General features: G+C 44.9%; 16 protein-coding genes. 4 read left to right on the top strand and 12 right to left on the bottom strand.

Translation table 11 applies throughout. From position 1 onward, the window contains the following. Nucleotides 1-293: 293 nt before the first annotated feature. Nucleotides 294-1,292, top strand: coding sequence for a ferredoxin-NADP+ reductase (flavodoxin) (gene trxBB / locus BSU_32110; RefSeq protein NP_391091.2), 999 nt, complete (start codon nucleotides 294-296; stop codon nucleotides 1,290-1,292). Between the two features lie 38 nt (nucleotides 1,293-1,330). Here trxBB and yuzG read toward each other — a convergent pair whose 3' ends face one another. Further along, complete coding sequence (gene yuzG / locus BSU_32120; RefSeq protein NP_391092.1) at nucleotides 1,331-1,471, bottom strand: conserved protein or unknown function; 141 nt, start codon at nucleotides 1,469-1,471, stop codon at nucleotides 1,331-1,333. A 278-nt stretch (nucleotides 1,472-1,749) separates the two neighbouring features. Between yuzG and guaC the strand changes: the two genes are divergently transcribed. Beyond that, entirely contained in the window at nucleotides 1,750-2,730 is a 981-nt protein-coding gene (gene guaC / locus BSU_32130; protein ID NP_391093.2) for a GMP reductase (NADP-dependent), read from the top strand. A gap of 73 nt (nucleotides 2,731-2,803) precedes the next feature. On the opposite strand, the gene paiB is transcribed toward guaC, so the two are convergent. The 6 genes from paiB to yuzB form a co-directional block, all read right to left on the bottom strand. After that, nucleotides 2,804-3,427: a transcriptional regulator (regulates paiA expression) gene (gene paiB, locus BSU_32140; RefSeq protein ID NP_391094.2), complete on the bottom strand. Its 624-nt coding sequence runs from the start codon at nucleotides 3,425-3,427 to the stop codon at nucleotides 2,804-2,806. Between the two features lie 23 nt (nucleotides 3,428-3,450). Further along, on the bottom strand, nucleotides 3,451-3,969 hold the full coding sequence (gene paiA / locus BSU_32150) for a polyamine N-acetyltransferase (protein NP_391095.1): 519 nt from the start codon (nucleotides 3,967-3,969) through the stop codon (nucleotides 3,451-3,453). A gap of 337 nt (nucleotides 3,970-4,306) precedes the next feature. Continuing rightward, on the bottom strand, nucleotides 4,307-4,669 hold the full coding sequence (gene sufA, locus BSU_32160; RefSeq protein ID NP_391096.1) for a sulfur carrier chaperone involved in Fe-S cluster assembly: 363 nt from the start codon (nucleotides 4,667-4,669) through the stop codon (nucleotides 4,307-4,309). 78 nt (nucleotides 4,670-4,747) lie between these two features. Beyond that, on the bottom strand, nucleotides 4,748-5,602 hold the full coding sequence (gene dapF, locus BSU_32170; RefSeq protein NP_391097.1) for a diaminopimelate epimerase: 855 nt from the start codon (nucleotides 5,600-5,602) through the stop codon (nucleotides 4,748-4,750). A gap of 122 nt (nucleotides 5,603-5,724) precedes the next feature. Continuing rightward, entirely contained in the window at nucleotides 5,725-6,939 is a 1,215-nt protein-coding gene (yutK, locus tag BSU_32180) for a putative Na+(H+)/nucleoside cotransporter (RefSeq protein ID NP_391098.1), read from the bottom strand. Between the two features lie 136 nt (nucleotides 6,940-7,075). Beyond that, nucleotides 7,076-7,312 carry a hypothetical protein gene (gene yuzB, locus BSU_32190; protein ID NP_391099.1) on the bottom strand — a complete coding sequence of 79 codons (237 nt, stop codon included), beginning with the start codon at nucleotides 7,310-7,312 and terminating at the stop codon, nucleotides 7,076-7,078. A gap of 262 nt (nucleotides 7,313-7,574) precedes the next feature. On the opposite strand from yuzB, the gene yutJ reads away from it, so the two are divergent. Beyond that, a complete protein-coding gene (yutJ, locus tag BSU_32200; protein NP_391100.2) occupies nucleotides 7,575-8,642 on the top strand; it encodes a putative NADH dehydrogenase in 1,068 nt (355 codons plus the stop codon). A gap of 25 nt (nucleotides 8,643-8,667) precedes the next feature. Here the strand turns inward: yutJ and yuzD are convergent, their stop codons facing one another. Beyond that, a complete protein-coding gene (yuzD, locus tag BSU_32210; protein ID NP_391101.1) occupies nucleotides 8,668-8,994 on the bottom strand; it encodes a putative sulfur oxido-reduction management enzyme in 327 nt (108 codons plus the stop codon). Nucleotides 8,995-9,093: 99 nt separating this feature from the next. Between yuzD and yutI the strand changes: the two genes are divergently transcribed. Further along, nucleotides 9,094-9,429: a putative iron-sulfur scaffold protein gene (yutI, locus tag BSU_32220; RefSeq protein NP_391102.1), complete on the top strand. Its 336-nt coding sequence runs from the start codon at nucleotides 9,094-9,096 to the stop codon at nucleotides 9,427-9,429. A 41-nt stretch (nucleotides 9,430-9,470) separates the two neighbouring features. On the opposite strand, the gene yuxL is transcribed toward yutI, so the two are convergent. The 4 genes from yuxL to hom all read right to left on the bottom strand — a co-directional run bounded on the left by yuxL (nucleotide 9,471) and on the right by hom (nucleotide 14,837). Further along, nucleotides 9,471-11,444, bottom strand: coding sequence for a putative acylaminoacyl-peptidase (yuxL, locus tag BSU_32230; RefSeq protein ID NP_391103.2), 1,974 nt, complete (start codon nucleotides 11,442-11,444; stop codon nucleotides 9,471-9,473). A 107-nt stretch (nucleotides 11,445-11,551) separates the two neighbouring features. After that, the gene (thrB, locus tag BSU_32240; protein NP_391104.1) at nucleotides 11,552-12,481 is read right to left on the bottom strand and encodes a homoserine kinase; all 930 of its coding nucleotides are present in this window, start codon (nucleotides 12,479-12,481) and stop codon (nucleotides 11,552-11,554) included. Continuing rightward, nucleotides 12,478-13,536, bottom strand: a complete 1,059-nt coding sequence (gene thrC, locus BSU_32250; RefSeq protein NP_391105.1) for a threonine synthase — start codon at nucleotides 13,534-13,536, stop codon at nucleotides 12,478-12,480. The genes thrB and thrC overlap by 4 nt, the downstream gene beginning before the upstream one ends. Further along, nucleotides 13,536-14,837: a homoserine dehydrogenase gene (hom, locus tag BSU_32260; protein ID NP_391106.1), complete on the bottom strand. Its 1,302-nt coding sequence runs from the start codon at nucleotides 14,835-14,837 to the stop codon at nucleotides 13,536-13,538. Before hom ends, thrC begins: the two co-directional genes overlap by 1 nt. Nucleotides 14,838-14,886 lie beyond the last annotated feature (49 nt).

The following is a 14,886-nucleotide window of genomic DNA, read 5'->3' on the forward strand; positions in this document are numbered from 1 at the left end:
TAATAAAATCATCATTTGTGTTAGCTTCAGCTTATTGGCGGGATTTTATGAAATATATTGAAAAGTTTTTTGTGAAGTCCTTACCCGTAGCACTATTATCATGTTTATCCGGCTGGCCCAAGAAACATTCAGAAAAAGATCATTTCATTTGGTTATTATCGTAGCGGCCTGCGGAAATATTTTCAAGAACGGATGGGCACGTTAGATCCTTACGATTTTTTCTGCTGACTCGTCAATTTGAACGGCAATATGGTATAATTAATAACAATTTTCATTTAGGAGGCAATTTTCGTATGCGAGAGGATACAAAGGTTTATGATATTACAATTATAGGCGGGGGACCGGTCGGCTTATTCACCGCTTTTTACGGCGGGATGAGACAGGCAAGCGTCAAAATTATCGAAAGCCTGCCTCAGCTCGGCGGACAGCTTAGCGCCCTATACCCTGAGAAGTATATATATGATGTAGCGGGATTCCCGAAAATCCGCGCGCAAGAGCTTATCAATAACCTAAAAGAGCAAATGGCGAAATTCGACCAAACCATTTGTCTGGAGCAAGCGGTTGAATCTGTTGAGAAACAAGCGGACGGCGTGTTTAAGCTTGTAACAAATGAAGAAACCCACTACTCTAAAACGGTCATCATAACTGCAGGAAACGGCGCATTCAAACCGAGAAAGCTGGAACTTGAAAATGCCGAGCAGTATGAAGGCAAAAACCTCCATTACTTCGTTGATGATCTGCAAAAATTCGCCGGCAGACGCGTTGCGATCCTTGGCGGTGGAGATTCCGCGGTTGACTGGGCGCTTATGCTTGAGCCAATCGCAAAAGAAGTATCGATCATTCACCGCCGCGACAAGTTCCGAGCGCACGAGCACAGTGTGGAAAACCTTCATGCGTCGAAGGTTAATGTCCTGACACCATTCGTCCCTGCGGAGCTGATCGGCGAAGACAAAATCGAACAGCTAGTGCTTGAAGAAGTGAAAGGCGACCGCAAAGAGATTTTAGAAATTGATGACTTAATCGTCAACTACGGTTTCGTTTCATCTCTTGGACCGATCAAAAACTGGGGCCTGGACATCGAGAAAAATTCCATTGTCGTGAAATCAACAATGGAAACAAATATCGAAGGCTTCTTTGCAGCAGGTGACATTTGTACATACGAAGGAAAAGTCAACCTGATTGCCAGCGGCTTCGGCGAGGCACCGACAGCAGTGAACAACGCCAAGGCTTACATGGACCCGAAAGCCCGCGTACAGCCTCTTCACTCAACAAGTCTTTTTGAAAATAAATAATAAAAAAAGGAGCTTGTGTCTGCGACACAGCTCCTTTTTTATTTGAAGATATTTATATAATTCAATGCAGTTCCTACAACCAGCGCAATCACAAGGGCTGCGACTACCCAGATCATTGCCATAATAATGCGGTCCTGAATCTTTTGGGACTTCGGTGTTTTTTCTTCGTTTTGGGCCATCTTATTCGCTCCTTTCCCATGTCCATGCCATAAAGAAAGCCTGGTGCTGAACGACCAAGCTTTGCTGAACGTATATCATTCGCGTTTTGATCCGCTCTCTAAGACCATTCGTTAAAACTATGATACCTAAACTCACCCTGCATGACAAGCTTCGGCACTTGCACCACACCTGCCAGCAAATCATAATGTTTGACATCCTAAATAAAACAGAGTACATTATATAAGGCGAACATTTCATATATTATACTTTTAAATATTCGTTTTTAGGAGTGAAAACCATGGAAAACGTATTTGATTACGAAGATATTCAGCTAATTCCTGCAAAATGCATTGTGAATAGCCGTTCAGAATGTGATACATCCGTACGTTTAGGCGGACATACATTTAAATTGCCCGTCGTCCCTGCCAATATGCAGACGATTATAGATGAAAAACTAGCGATTTCATTAGCCGAAAATGGCTACTTTTATGTGATGCACCGATTTGAGCCTGAGACACGAATTGATTTTATTAAAGATATGAACGCACGCGGGTTATTCTCTTCTATCAGCGTGGGCGTCAAAGATGAGGAGTATGAATTTGTCCGCCAGCTGGCAGAAGAAAATCTGACTCCTGAATACGTGACAATTGACATTGCTCACGGGCACTCAAATGCTGTCATTGAAATGATCCAGCACCTTAAAAAACATTTGCCGGACAGCTTTGTTATTGCTGGCAATGTCGGAACGCCGGAAGCGGTCAGAGAGCTTGAAAATGCGGGAGCGGATGCCACTAAAGTCGGCATCGGACCGGGAAAAGTATGTATTACGAAAATCAAAACAGGCTTCGGCACAGGCGGCTGGCAATTAGCAGCGCTGCGCTGGTGTGCCAAGGCTGCCAGCAAACCGATTATCGCGGATGGCGGCATCCGCACCCATGGCGACATCGCAAAATCAATCCGATTCGGCGCAACGATGGTCATGATCGGTTCACTATTTGCCGGACACGAAGAATCGCCAGGCCAAACGATCGAAAAAGACGGAAAGCTTTACAAGGAGTACTTCGGCTCAGCCTCTGAATTCCAAAAAGGCGAAAAGAAAAATGTCGAAGGCAAAAAAATGCACGTGGCGCATAAAGGCTCAATCAAGGATACACTGATTGAAATGGAGCAGGATCTTCAATCTTCTATTTCTTATGCAGGCGGAACAAAGCTTAACGCCATCCGCAATGTGGATTATGTGATTGTGAAGAATTCCATTTTTAATGGGGATAAATATTAATCATAAAAAAACGCCAAGTCAGCGGTTCTCCGCTTGAGTTGGCGTTTTCTGCTACTTCTTCAGCAAAGTAAGCTTATATTTGCTTTTTGAGTTTATCTTCCATCAGTTCTGCCATTTGTTTTGCATTTGGATTTTCTTCATTTTGCAACTGTTCAATGACGTTCATATAATCCGTTTCATTTCGGTTCTGGCTTAATTTATATGCCGCTTGAATGTCTTCCACCTTAATCTTAAATCCAACAATACCTTTCAATTCACTTTCTAAGAGTTTTGGAGAAAGCTTATCCCATAACACAGGATTGTCACGATGTTTTTCGTATTTCTCCAACATGATTGTTAATTCTTCTGCTAATTCATCTTTCTCTAACATACTTGCTTTTCCATACATGTGGACAGCCTGATAATTCCACGTCGGAACATTTTCGCGCGAATACCAGGAAGAAGAAATATAAGCGTGCGGTCCCTGAAACATCACAAGCACATCTTCACAGGCTTCAAACGTTCTCCACTGAGGATTTCCATAAGCGAAATGCCCCGTAATATAGTAATGATCGTCTTTTTTATTGAATCCTAACGGCAAATGTGTGGCAATTGGTTTTCCTTGTTCTGTTGTGACAACCGTACCAAAGGAGTTTTCTTGTACAAAATTCCAAATTTCTTCAGCATTTGTGACTTTAAAATATTTTGGAATATACATCATCATCCACCCTTCGAAAAATATTATATGAGTGTTTTAGCCATGATTAAATCCGTTTGTTCTTCATCACCCATATAAAATGAGTGGGCGCCGGTCTGAACAAACCCCATTTTCTTATAAAAGGCAATGGCATTTTCATTTTTTTCCCACACACCTAGCCAAATGTTCTTTTTATTACGTTCCAGCGCAATTTCTATCGCTTTATTCAGCAGATGTTTGCCAAGCCCATGTTTTTGAAAGCTGTTCTTTATATAAATTCTCTCGATTTCAAGTGATTCAGCACCCATTTCTTCAGACTGAGCATCATCGATATTGACCTTTACATATCCAGCGATTTCATGATCAAAGTAAATAAAAAAGAATTGCGAAGACATATTAGATAACTCTTTTTCCAGCTGCTCAGTGTTAAATGCGCTTTCTAAATAGGCTTTCATATTTTCAGGTGAGTTCTGTTCTTTAAAAGTGTCATTGAATGTTTCAATACTCAATTGTTGAAGTGTTTGTAAATCTTCCCGGCTGCATTTTTTCATTTTTACACTCATTGTTCGGATTCAGCCCCTTTATTTAAAATTCAATTGTCTTGTGTCCCTTTTATATATTTAAACACGGAACACATACTGACCTTGTTACCATTCCAAAAATCTTCTTCATCACCAACTCCCTATCGTGATTTTGTTGTAAATGCAATAAAATATACTCCGCATTAAATATATCGTAACTTTGCTGTATTTACAACAAAAATCAAACAACAAAGCAGCGTTTCTCTTGCCGAAGTTCCCGGAACTCTCTGCATCATTTCCCCATAATAAAAACGCCTCCCTTAACGATGATTTATCGCTAAGAAAAGCGTCAGTAATAGTTGCTATCCGTTTTTAGTGCTTAGCACTCTTCAGGCTTGCCTGCATTCGTTGCTGTTCTGAACGAAGAACCGCAGCCGCATGAAGCGATGGCGTTTGGATTGTCGATGGTGAAGCCGCCGCCGAGCATGGATTGTTTATAATCAATCACGGTGCCGTTCATGATGTCAAGGCTTTCTTTGTCAACTAGAACAGTGATGCCGTGCTGATCAAACACACTGTCTGATTCACTCTTTTCATGCTCAAAGCCCATGCCGTAAGAAAGTCCGCTGCAGCCGCCGCCTTTGACGCCTACACGCAGAAACGCGTTTTCTTCTTCATGCTCTTTCATCATATCTTTTATATGCAAAGCTGCTGCTTCTGTAATTGTTACCGGGTTGCTCATCATTATGAACCTCCTTTTAAAAACCGGTTGCTGTCTTTTATTATAAACATGATCGTTCCAATTCTCAAACAAGGTGTTTTACAAGAAATAGACACCCTCACAAACGGTTTCAGCCGGCCCTGTCATCATTACATGGCCGTTATCTTTCCAGTTTATCACCAAATCCCCGCCTGCTAAATGCACCGTGATGTCTTGATTTCGCTTTGATACGCCGTTTAATACAGATGCGACTGCCGCTGCACATGCTCCTGTCCCGCATGCCTGAGTAATCCCTGATCCCCGTTCCCAGACGCGGAAATGCAATTCTTGTTCATTCACGGTTTCAACGAATTCCACATTGATGCCTTCCGGAAATCTCGGATCTTTCTCAATCACCGGCCCCAGTGTCGTTAAGGGTGCCTGTTCAATGTCTGCGATCGGAAAAACGATATGCGGATTTCCCATTGAAACGGCAGTGCCTGTTAGTTCTACTTCACCAAATGCCATCGTTTCATTGATTGTGTGCTCTTCCCCGCCGTCAAGCATAGGAAGCTCGGATTTTGTCAAGCGCGGTTCGCCCATATCGACAGTGACCACATTCACTTTTCCGTTTTCGACTTGAACCTCCGCTTTCACAAGCCCGGAGAGAGTTTCAATCAGAAAAGATGTTTCCTCAACCAGCTTATGCTCATATGCGTATTTTGCGACGCAGCGCAGGCCGTTGCCGCAGTTTTTCCCTTCAGACCCGTCATTATTAAAAATCCGCATTTTAACAGGCGCTTGGTCTGATGGGCATATCAGGATCATTCCGTCGGATCCGATCCCTGTATAAACAGAAGAAACCTGAATTGCAATCTCTGACAGTTTTTCTTCTGGAAGCTGTTCTTCAAATTGATTCACATAAATATAACTGTTTCCCAGGCCGTGCATTTTGGTAAATCGAAATGAGTTCATAGGTGCCTCCAACTTTTTTTCTTTTTCTTAGTATAAAAGCTATTATAAGCGGACACAATACAATTATCCCCCGTTTTTCATACATAAAAGCTCCTTGCACTGACGCAAGGAGCTTTTATCGTTTATATAAACATGCCGGCAATGGCTGCGCTGAGCAGATTGGCTAATGTTCCTGCAAGAACAGCCTTCAGGCCGAGACGTGCGATATCTGAACGGCGGCTGGGCGCTAAACCGCCAAGCGTACCAAGCATAATCGCAATTGATGAAAAATTGGCGAATCCGCATAACGCGAAACTGATAATGGTAGCAGTTTTCTTAGAAAACTCGCCGATGTGCGAACCGAAGTTAGAATAAGCGACAAACTCATTCAGCACCAATTTCTGGCCGATATAGCTTCCCGCCTGCAATGCTTCATGCCAAGGCACGCCAATCAAAAAGGCGATAGGAGAAAACACATAGCCGAGAATGGATTCTAATGTTACGCCTTTTAAACCGAACAAGCCGAAAGCCCCGCCGAGAATACCGTTTACTACAGCGATTAACGCAACAAACGCAAGCAGCATCGCCCCAACATTTAACGCAATTTGCAGTCCTGTTGACGCTCCCTTTGCAGCTGCGTCAATGACATTGGCTGCGCCTTCGCCTTCATCCATTTTGAAATCGCTTTTTACGGTTTGCGTTTTTTCCGTTTCGGGTATAATCAATTTACCAAAGACTAGTCCAGCTGGAGCAGCCATAAAGCTGGCCGCCAGCAAGTACTCAATCGGAATACCGAGAAGCGCGTACCCAAACAAGGTAGATCCCGCAACTGCCGATAGACCGCTCGTCATAATCGTAAACAACTCAGAGCGCGTCAGCCCGGCAATCAGGGGTTTGATCACTAACGGAGATTCTGATTGTCCTACAAAAATATTGGCAGCAGCCGCCAGAGATTCCGTTTTGCTTGTTCCAAGGAGCTTCGACAATCCGCCGCCAATGACACGGAAAACGAGCTGCATGATTTTCAAATGATATAAAACTGCAATCAGTGCTGAGAAGAAAATGATAACGGGCAGTACACTTAATGCAAATGCCGGACTGTCTCCGACCTTTAGAAGCGGTCCAAAAATAAAACTGATGCCTTCATTCGCATAGTCAATCAGAAGCTGTACACGGCTTGAAAACCATAAAAAAACAGCGCGTCCCGCTTCCCATTTCAACACGATGTATCCAAACGCCACCTGTGTGCATAAACCAACGATGACGGTTCTTATCTTAATATTGCTTTTCTTTTCTGAAAATAAAAACGCGATAGCAATGATCGCAACTGCGCCCAGCAGCCCCCACAGAACATTCATGAATACTCGTACACCTCTTAAATTTTATTTAAAAAAATATCTTTTATACGATAACAATAATATTTTTTGATGTCTACACATTTTTTTAGTTCTTTTGTACGGCAAAATAAAAAAGGGCCTGTCCAGGCCCTTTTCTTTAAAACATTGGATTTTCTTCAATAAAGGTATATATATTCTCAACAAGCTCAGCAGGCGTTTCACCCATGACGACTTCTCCGTTTACCAGAGCGAAAAGCGATTCCATACATGTCCCGCAGTAGCTTAAGCAGCCATATTCAAGGACATCAAGGTTGGGATCCTTCTCCAAAATCGCCCGGGCTTCCTGAGAGCCGTGAGCCAGATTGCTGACACAAAATTCAATCATTGGATTCATGCGGTTTCACCTCACATATGTCCATTATCGCGAATTTTTCACTATTCGTCAAAGACAACGGATGATTCAAAATTTATTATCGTAACATATTATTTCTCAAATAACGTTTTACTAATTTGTGTTTTCAGGCTAAATTGTAGGTTATTTTGAAACTATTATTGTGATTTTAGATCAAATTCGATATAATTCTAGATGTTATTTTACATAGTTCGTATTTTCTTCAATGTATCTATCATACTCTTCGGATTAAAGGGGAATTCAAATGAAAAAATTGGTCTTGATCGGCGGAGGTTACGGGAACATGCGCGTTCTTCATCGCTTATTGCCAAACCAGCTGCCTGATGATGTTTCAATCACGTTAATTGACAGAAATCCTTATCACTGCTTGAAAACAGAATATTATGCCCTTGCCGCAGGCACAATTTCTGACCATCATATCAGAGTGTCATTCCCAGAGCACCCTCGCCTGGATGTCCAATACGGTGATATCACATCAATTGATATTGTACAAAAACAAGTGCTGTTCCAAGATCGTGAACCGATTTCTTACGATGACGCCATAATCGGGCTCGGCTGTGAGGATAAATATCACAACGTGCCGGGAGCGCCTGAATTCACCTACAGTATTCAAACCATCGATCAGTCCCGCGAAACCTACCAAAAGCTGAATAATCTGAGCGCTAATGCCACCGTCGCCATTGTCGGAGCGGGCTTAAGCGGCGTTGAGCTTGCAAGTGAATTGAGAGAAAGCCGTGATGACCTGAACATTATTTTGTTCGACCGCGGTAATCTCATTTTATCAAGCTTTCCCGAGCGTTTAAGCAAATATGTGCAAAAATGGTTCGAAGAGCACGGTGTCCGCATTATTAACAGGGCAAATATCACAAAAGTAGAAGAAGGCGTTGTGTATAACCACGATGATCCGATTTCTGCAGACGCCATCGTGTGGACAGCCGGCATCCAGCCAAACAAAGTCGTCAGAGACTTAGATGTGGAGAAGGACGCACAAGGGCGTATTGTATTAACGCCTCATCATAATCTTCCAGGTGATGAACATCTGTACGTTGTCGGCGATTGCGCCAGTCTTCCTCATGCACCGAGCGCCCAGCTGGCAGAGGCTCAAGCAGAGCAGATTGTCCAAATCTTGCAAAAACGCTGGAATGGAGAAGCCCTGCCTGAATCAATGCCGCAGTTTAAGCTGAAAGGCGTCCTCGGTTCACTCGGAAAAAAAGCCGGCTTCGGGCTTGTTGCTGACCGTCCGCTGATCGGCCGTGTTCCGCGTATGCTGAAATCCGGCTTGCTGTGGATGTATAAACACCATAACGGTTAATGATAGAGAAGAACCGCTGATCAAGTCAGCGGTTTTCTGTATACCCATGCTTCTCCATTTCCTCATAAACGTCTTTTAATTTTGGATTGCCTTCACCGACAATTTTGTCTTCTACAAGCACAAGCGGATAAAAATACTCGTCATTTCTGATTTTTTCCGCAAGCTCTTTCGCATGTTCATTGTCAGGCGGCTCATGAATATCGATGTACTGCATCTCAAAAGGCTGATTTGGATATTTTCTTTTCAGCGCAGCCTCAAGCCACTCGTATGTATCCTTGGCTGTCGGCATATTTACACAGCTCGCACAAACGTTTTCTGCCCCGTACACGCTTAGCATGACTGGTTTCATCACTTGTAGACGCCCCCTTCTCCTATGTAAGTCCTTTCTTTTAAGTATACAGAGCCTAAGGGCGTTTTTATAGAAAAAAACCGTTTTTGTGTTGAAGTCTGAATGTGCTATAATAGGGAAAGCAACTTTGCAAACCAAACAATAGATTTTTATTGTTACACTGAATATAATGGTTTTATGACGACGAAAGGAGCGAATGTCATGACTGAAGTTGAAATGAAAGAACAGGTGCAGGAAGTACTGGACAAACTTCGTCCGTTTTTACTTCGTGACGGCGGTGACTGTGAGCTTGTAGACGTAGATGAAGGTATCGTTAAGCTTCGTCTTCTAGGCGCATGCGGCAGCTGCCCAAGTTCAACAATTACGTTGAAAGCCGGAATTGAGCGCGCTCTTCTTGAAGAAGTGCCGGGTGTCGTTGAAGTAGAACAAGTCTTTTAATAAAGCAGCCAGGCTGATATTTGATCAGCCTGGCTTTTTTATTAGAGATGTTGATCAAACCATGAGCTGATATAATTCAGGCGCTTGATCCGCTGTCTTGGGTGTCCGGTGCGTGATAAATTGTGCGATGCATTCGGAAAACGGACAAGCTTGGTTTCCTTGCCCATTTTTTTCAGAGCGATAAACAGCTGCTCCGCCTGCTCGATCGGGCATCGGTCATCCCGCTCGCCATGCAGTATCAAAAGCGGTGTCTCCACGTTTGCTGCGTATTTTAAAGGAGACCGGTCCCAGAGCTTTTCTGTGTCCTCAAACATGTCATGCTCAAGCTGCCAGTCTGTAAAGAAATAGCCGATATCACTGACGCCGTGAAAGCTGATCCAATTTGATATCGAGCGCTGGGTAACGGCAGCTTTAAAGCGGTTCGTCTGCCCGACGATCCAGTTGGTCATAAAACCTCCGTAGCTTCCGCCCGTGACACCGAGCCGCTTAGGATCAATATGCGGATCTCGTTTGATAGCCTCATCCACAGCCTGCATCACATCGTCATAATCCTTTCCCCCATAATCTCCTCTGACCGCATTCACAAATTCCTGCCCGTAGCCGTGGCTTCCTCTCGGATTGATATAAACGACCGCGTATCCTTTCGCCGCCAGCACCTGAAACTCATGAAAATATGTATGTCCGTACATCATATGCGGACCGCCGTGTATGTTAAGAATAAGTGGATATGTTGTCTCACCTTCCATTTGTGCAGGCCTCATCAGCCAGCCGTTCACCATCACGCCGTCTTCTGTAGCATATTGAATCTCTTCAGGTATTGATATCGTATGCTCCCTGACAAACTTGTCATTCGCGCCAGTCAGCTGTTTCTCTTCCTGTCCAAGCGGGATACTGTAAAGCTCACTCGGTCTGTCCGGCTTTGTCACACTGGCAATAAAGTGCTGTTCATCAGGTGAAAGAGAAAAGCTATTGATGTACTCTTTTTCCAGACGAATCGGATACACAAGGCCTTCAATCGAAATATAATAGATGCCCGTACTGCCTTGATCTGTGCCGATGACATAAAACCCTTGGCTGTCCTTTGTCCAAATCGGGCGCTGTTCAGCACCACCGATCAATGAATCTCCAATCAGCGCATCCGCTAAATGAACGTCCAGCATCTCAGTAAGACATGTGAGGCGGCCTTGTTCGATATCATAGAGCCACGCCTTTGAGAGCGTAGCATTCTTATATTCCTTTTCATTTCCAAGCAAAGCAAGATACCTTCCGTCTGGTGAAAATGAGCTTGATCCGAATGAGCCGCGATGAGGTGTAACCTGCTTAAGATCTCCAGACTCCAGTGACATTATGTAAACATCATGCGGCTTGCTGGCATCATCTGTTTCAGTTAAATTAGCTGAGAAAACAAGCCATTTGCCGTCAGGAGAAAAAGCAGGATCACCATGATCAGCTTTGTGACTTGTCAGCTCTTTCATCTCACCCGACTTTACGCTGACAAGCACAAGCTGGGCATACGCACCTCTCGTCAGCCCTTTGCCGTCCCGTTTGTAGGAGAGGCCTTGCACTTCAACAGGTTCATAGCTGTCCTGCTCTGTTTTTTCTCGGTCATCAATGCTTTCCCCCTCTCCCAAACTGACAGTGACCAGAATCGATTCACCGTCCGGGGACCATAGCGGCTTTGACACGCCATATGGGATATCAGTCAGTTTTCTTGCTTCTCCGCCTTCAGTGCTCATGATATAAAGCTGTGCCGCATCGCCTTCTCGATCAGAAATAAAGGCAAGCGTGCGCCCGTCCGGAGACCATCTTGGGTCGGTGCTTCGCTTTTCTCCATGTGTCCAAGGAACAGATCCTCCCGTTTTCGTTTCATAGATCCATATATTTGATGTATACGAATCTTTCTCTTGATTTACTTGTGATTTTACATATGCGGCACGGGTACCGTCTGGGGCGTATTGAGGATCGGTCACAGAGACAATCGCTGTGATGTCGTCTGCGGTTATCAGCTTTTTCATATTCATCTCCTCCTTTTTACATGTATTTCGTTTTTCTAAATAAAAACTCCTTTATCTCCAGCAAAAAAAAGCGCCCTCCGCTGACGCTGAGGAACGCTTGGCATGATCTATACACTTTTTACTTGATATAAAGGATTTCGCTCTATTATACTTCCCTCTTTCGGAACGGTCAAAGCGTCTACTTCACAATGAGGGAAATGAAGCGCGAGCTGTTCTTTTAGCTCTTCTCCCTTTCCTTTTTCGGTCATGACGAGAATCGTTGGGCCTGCTCCGCTGAGAGCCGTTCCATATGCGCCCTTCATCTCGGCGACGTGCTCTACTTTTGACAGCTCAGGCACAAGCATCGCCCGGTACGGCTGATGGAACATATCCTTCTTCATGATTTTCCCGACAAGCGGCCAATCCTTGGACATGATCGCAGCAATGAGGATATTGCTGACAGCACTTGCTTTTACGGCATCGGCATATGGAAACTCCTTCGGAAGCACGTCTCTCGCGTCTCTTGTCAGCACTTCATAAAAAGGAATGACAACGACTACGTCAATGTCAGCATTCGGGACGCGGATCATTTGGGTCTCGTCATCCTCATGCAGGCCGATCACAAGTCCGCCGACGAGAGAAGCGCCAGCATTGTCCGGGTGTCCTTCTTCTAGACTCGCTAAATGCAGCTTGTCCGCTTCAGACAGCTTTAAGCCGCATAATTCATCAGCCAGTTCAATGGCCGCTACAATCGCTGCGGCGCTGCTGCCAAGGCCGCGTGCAAGCGGGATGTCGCTCCACACCTTCACATGGACAGGAGGCATTTCTTTTCCGTACAAATCTGCGGTCCGTTTAGCCACTTGGTAGATCAGGTTATCTGTACCCGCCGGAATTCCGGCGACTGTTTCTGTTTCAGCCTCAAAAGACCATTTGTCGCTTTCAAAGACGGTCAGCTTCAAATATCTGCTGAGCGCCATTCCGACTGAATCAAAGCCGGGGCCTAGGTTAGCTGTGCTTCCGGGAACAGTGACAGAGAACAGCATGTCGGCTTCGTTCATACACGGGCCGCTCCTTTTACATATTCAAGGATGCTGTCTTCATCAGTCGGCAATGTGACAGGCTTGATTTCTGAAATGTCGACCGCTGTGTTCGGATCTTTCAGTCCGTTTCCTGTTAACACAGCTACGACCTTGCTGCCTTTCGGAATTTCTCCGGATTTCACCTGTTTCAGCACTCCTGCGATAGACGCGCAAGAACCTGGTTCTGCAAACACGCCTTCTACACGGGCGATCAGCTGATATGCGTGAAGGATTTCATCATCAGTGACTTCGTCAATTTTCCCATTGGATTCCTCGGCTGCCTTTACAGCTTTGTCCCAGCTTGCCGGGTTTCCGATACGAATGGCTGTCGCTATTGTTTCCGGATTTTCAATCACTTCATTGCGCACGATTGCCGCCGCACCCTCAGCTTCAAAGCCGCGCATTTTCGGAAGGCCTGTGCCGTTTTTCTCATGATATTCCTTGAAGCCCTTCCAGTACGCAGTGATGTTTCCAGCATTTCCGACCGGGATCGCTAAAACATCAGGCGCTTCCCCCAGCTGTTCGCACACTTCGAAGGCAGCAGTTTTTTGGCCTTCAATGCGGTAAGGGTTGACTGAGTTGACAAGGGCAATCGGTGATTTCTCACAGATGGAACGGACAATTTTAAGCGCATCGTCAAAGTTTCCGTCAATTGCGATAATCTCGGCTCCGTACATGACAGCTTGAGCGAGTTTTCCAAATGCAATTTTTCCGTTCGGGATGATGACAATGCATTTCATGTTAGCACGGGCTGCATATGCTGCCGCAGCAGCGGAAGTGTTACCTGTTGACGCGCACATAATCGTGTCATTGCCTTCTTCTTTTGCCTTTGCCACAGCCATAACCATTCCGCGATCTTTAAATGATCCCGTAGGATTGACGCCTTCCGTTTTGACATGAAGCTCAATTCCGAGCTGCTCAGACAGCTTCGGCAGGTGAATAAGAGGTGTGTTTCCTTCATGTAAAGTTAGCGCCGGTGTTTGATCTGTTACAGGTAAAAATTCTTTATATTGATGGATAAGTCCTTTCCACATTAGCTCCAACCGTTCCCTTCTACACGATATGTGCTTTTGACTTCTTGAACGACTTCCAAATCATTTAGGTTTTGCAGGATATCACTGAAATCAGCTTCTGATGTATGATGTGTGACAATTACGATTTCAGCTAACTCATCATGGCCTTTAATTGGCAGCTGAAGGATTTTTTCAAAGCTCACGCCCCGCTCTGAGAACACAGATGTAATTTTCGAGAATGAACCAACCTCATCTTTTACATGAATTCTTAAAAACTGCTGTGCATAAATGTCAGACGGCGATTTCATGTTTTTCTCATATTGCGGTCCGACAAAGCTGTTGCCGGTTACACCTAGGCGCATATTTTTCATGACAGCGACGAGGTCAGAAACAACGGATGTCGCTGTCGGCATGCTTCCGGCTCCCGGCCCGTAGAACATCGTCTCACCGACAGCCTCGCCGTATACATAAACAGCGTTAAACTCATTATGAACAGCAGAAAGCGGATGATGGTCAGGAAGCAGTGTCGGCTGTACGCTGACCTCGATTTTGCTGCCGTCACGCTGAGCAATCCCGATCAGCTTCATTGTATAGCCGAGGCGTTTGCTGAAGCTGATGTCCTCGTCTGTAATTTGGGAGATCCCCTTTACTTTGACGTCTTCCAGATCCACGTTCATCGAGAAGCCGAGGCGCGCCAATATCGCCATTTTCCGTGCGGCGTCAAGCCCTTCCACGTCAGAAGTCGGATCAGCTTCGGCAAAACCGAGATCCTGCGCTTCCTTGAGCACTTCCTCGTATGGGCTTTTCTCTTTGATCATTTTGGTTAAGATAAAGTTTGTTGTGCCGTTCACAATTCCCATCATTTTTGTAATTCGATCTGATGAGAGGCCTTCCTCTAACGTGCGCAGAATCGGAATCCCGCCGGCAACACTGGCTTCAAAGTAGATATCGCATCCATTTTCCTTCGCTTCGGCAAGCAGCTCGGAGCCGTACACAGCCATTAAGTCCTTGTTTGCTGTGACAACATGCTTTTTCGATCTCAGCGCGTCGACCAAATATTGTTTTGTCTGTTCAACGCCGCCGATCACCTCGATGACGACATCAACATCTGGATCATCAATGACATCATACACTTCTGTCGTGAGCACTTCCTTCGGCAAATCTACTTCTCTCTTTTTCTCTAAATCTTTTACAAGCACTTTTTTTATCGTAACCGGACAGCCGACCTGATGCATAAGCTTATCCTGATGGTCTTGAATAATTTTAACGACACCGCTTCCGACGGTACCTAAACCTAAAAGCCCTACACGAATCGCTTTCAAAAAAACTCCACCTTTCTTTTGATTGTCCTCTTGGAAAAGACAATTGTTA

Origin of the sequence: Bacillus subtilis subsp. subtilis str. 168 (assembly GCF_000009045.1) — a bacterium.
Lineage (GTDB): Bacteria > Bacillota > Bacilli > Bacillales > Bacillaceae > Bacillus > Bacillus subtilis.

What these genes read in the sequence shown, in the direction of transcription:
- paiB (NP_391094.2), bottom strand. Translation starts at nt 3,427, where the DNA reads ATGTATATTCCAAAATATTTTAAAGTCACAAATGCTGAAGAAATTTGG.
- yuxL (NP_391103.2), bottom strand. Translation starts at nt 11,444, where the DNA reads ATGAAAAAGCTGATAACCGCAGACGACATCACAGCGATTGTCTCTGTG.
- trxBB (NP_391091.2), top strand. Translation starts at nt 294, where the DNA reads ATGCGAGAGGATACAAAGGTTTATGATATTACAATTATAGGCGGGGGA.
- yutJ (NP_391100.2), top strand. Translation starts at nt 7,575, where the DNA reads ATGAAAAAATTGGTCTTGATCGGCGGAGGTTACGGGAACATGCGCGTT.
- guaC (NP_391093.2), top strand. Translation starts at nt 1,750, where the DNA reads ATGGAAAACGTATTTGATTACGAAGATATTCAGCTAATTCCTGCAAAA.
- yuzB (NP_391099.1), bottom strand. Translation starts at nt 7,312, where the DNA reads ATGAATCCAATGATTGAATTTTGTGTCAGCAATCTGGCTCACGGCTCT.
- thrC (NP_391105.1), bottom strand. Translation starts at nt 13,536, where the DNA reads ATGTGGAAAGGACTTATCCATCAATATAAAGAATTTTTACCTGTAACA.
- yuzG (NP_391092.1), bottom strand. Translation starts at nt 1,471, where the DNA reads ATGGCCCAAAACGAAGAAAAAACACCGAAGTCCCAAAAGATTCAGGAC.
- yutK (NP_391098.1), bottom strand. Translation starts at nt 6,939, where the DNA reads ATGAATGTTCTGTGGGGGCTGCTGGGCGCAGTTGCGATCATTGCTATC.
- sufA (NP_391096.1), bottom strand. Translation starts at nt 4,669, where the DNA reads ATGAGCAACCCGGTAACAATTACAGAAGCAGCAGCTTTGCATATAAAA.
- paiA (NP_391095.1), bottom strand. Translation starts at nt 3,969, where the DNA reads ATGAGTGTAAAAATGAAAAAATGCAGCCGGGAAGATTTACAAACACTT.
- dapF (NP_391097.1), bottom strand. Translation starts at nt 5,602, where the DNA reads ATGAACTCATTTCGATTTACCAAAATGCACGGCCTGGGAAACAGTTAT.
- thrB (NP_391104.1), bottom strand. Translation starts at nt 12,481, where the DNA reads ATGAACGAAGCCGACATGCTGTTCTCTGTCACTGTTCCCGGAAGCACA.
- yutI (NP_391102.1), top strand. Translation starts at nt 9,094, where the DNA reads ATGTGCTATAATAGGGAAAGCAACTTTGCAAACCAAACAATAGATTTT.